We start from the raw sequence: 2,169 nt of genomic DNA, 5'->3' as shown, positions 1-2,169 counted from the left end.
TTCGTGCCGGTCACCATGACCGACTGGCGCCCGCCCATGACGTCGGCGATCCACGTCTGGTAGGTGGCCTCCACCATCTCCTCGTACGTGCCGGCCCGCAGACGGCCGCGGGCCTCGTACTCGGCCAGTACCTCGGTGTCGCCGGCCCGCAGACGCAGGGAGGCGGGGCCCTCCCACTCGGCGCCGAACCGGCGGACGTCCTCCAAGACGTGCGCCTGGTCGCCGAGCTCGGCCACCATCGCGCGGAACGCGCCACCGGCGCCGACCGCGCTCATCTGCTCGTAGTCGCCGGCCGTGACCATCTTCGCCCCGGCGGCCTGGACCAGCTTGCGCACCGCGGTCAGCGTGACGGTGTCGGCCATGGACGCCTCGTCCACGATGACCAGGTGGTCCGGCGTCAGCCGGTACCGCTCGGTGGTCGGGTTGCTCACCCCGGAGGCCAGCAGCCGGTTGTAGGCCAGCAGCTCCGCAAGGTTCGCGGTCTCGGTGATGCCCTCCTCCGCCAGCACGTTGGCCGCGGCCTGGGAAGCGGCCAGACCCATGACCCGGCCGCCCGCCGCCGTCCACACGTCCGTGACGGTGGCGAGCGTGTACGACTTCCCTGTTCCACCGGGCCCGACCAGGGCTTCCGCGCGGCGGCCGGAGGTGGTGATCCCGCGCACCGCGGCGGCCTGCTTCTCGTTCAGGCCCTTGCCCTGGATCAGCTCTTCAACGAACTCGGGGTCCAGAGCGCGGGCGGTGCGGTCCGTCGTCATGTCCCGCAGGGCCTGCTCAATGTCGAGCTGGTCCCGCGTCGCGTACAGGGTGCCCTGGTGACGGGTGTAGACGCTCTGGCCGTCCTCGCGCAGCAGCGCGGCCGGAACGGCGACCTTGGCCTCCGCCTCCAGCGGGACCAGGCTGCCGTCCGCGCCGCCGGCCTCCACCGCCAGATCGGTGAGGTCGCCGAGCAGCTGGGCAACCTGGTCGGCCTCCAGCCCGCCAAGGCAGGCGGGCAGCTCGCGCGCGATGGCAGCCATCATGTGGCCGCGGTGGAAGACGGAACGCTCGGCCTGGACCCGTTCCACGGCCCGCTTCACGACCTCGTCCGGGTCGAACTCCTCGGCCTCCAGGCCGTGCTCGGCGGCGGCCTCGGCGACGGCGGTTGGAACGCCCGCCAACGTCTCCCGGGTCTGTTCCACGGACGCCGTGTTCCAGCGTTCCAGCAGCTCCTCGCGGGAGACGTGCTCCTTCTTCGACGGCCGCAGCCGGGGGTCGACGGTGACGATCTGGGCCATCTTCGCCAGCACGTGCGGGCTGGGCATCCGGCCCTCGTCGGCCTCGTACGCGGCCGCGAGCTCGGCGACCGCCTTCGTGATGACCCGGCGCCGGGAGGAGAACTGAGCCCGCATCTCCTCGGAGATGCCCAGCACCTCGACCGCCTTGCCGTCGGGCCGCCAGCCGAAGCGCACGCCCAGCTCGGCGCTGATGCCCTCCGTGGTGACCCTCTCAGCAAGGAACCCGGCCGCGAGCGCGTGGCGCCACAGCCCCTCGGAGTCCAGGGCCAGCCACTTCTCGCCCTGCTTGCCGGTCACCGGGTCGACCGTCTTGACCTTGATCCGGGACAGGATCGCGTTGTGGACGTGAAGCTGGGGGTCTTCCTCCCGGCTGAGGTGCTGGAGGAATGAGGCCACGGTCCAGTTGTCGGCCTCGACCCGACGACCGAGCGCCTGCCCCGTGGCGTCCTTGTGGCCTGAGCGGCCCTCACGGACGTACCCGGCGTGCTCCTGCAGATAGTCGATCATCGCCTGGTTGCCCGCCCGTACGTGCTTCAGGACGGCTGCGGCCTTCTCCTCCATCGCCTCGGCACCGGCGACGTCGCCGGCCTCCCGAAGCTGGATGGCACTGGCCTGGTATCCGGCGTGCAACAAGCTGACGGACTTCGCGACGGAGTACGTCGTGTCGAAGAACTTCCGGGTCGCCGGCGCGCCGAGCCGGACCCCCATCTCCGCCTTCTTCTTCTGCTCCGGAGTCGCGTTCGGTCCCAGCTTCTCGACCGCCTCGGCGACCTTACGCTCCGTGCTCACGGAGTAGTCGCGGGGAGCGCTGCCCATCCGGAACTCGGCGCGGACCTCCTCGCGGATCTTCTCCTTGGCCGCGCGGAACTTCTTGCTGCGGCCGTCGACTCCGGGG

General features: G+C 71.2%; 1 protein-coding gene. It reads right to left on the bottom strand.

Going from position 1 to position 2,169, the window contains the following annotated elements; genetic code table 11:
* Nucleotides 1-2,169, bottom strand: a 2,169-nt coding sequence (locus tag AB0E96_RS40580; RefSeq protein WP_359831799.1) for an AAA family ATPase, incomplete at both ends; no start/stop codon positions are given.

The organism is Kitasatospora sp. NPDC036755, assembly GCF_040636595.1.
In the GTDB taxonomy this organism is placed as follows: Bacteria; Actinomycetota; Actinomycetes; order Streptomycetales; family Streptomycetaceae; genus Kitasatospora.
The sequence above is the reverse complement of the archived record's forward strand: the minus strand, read 5'-3'. Positions and strand labels throughout refer to the sequence as shown.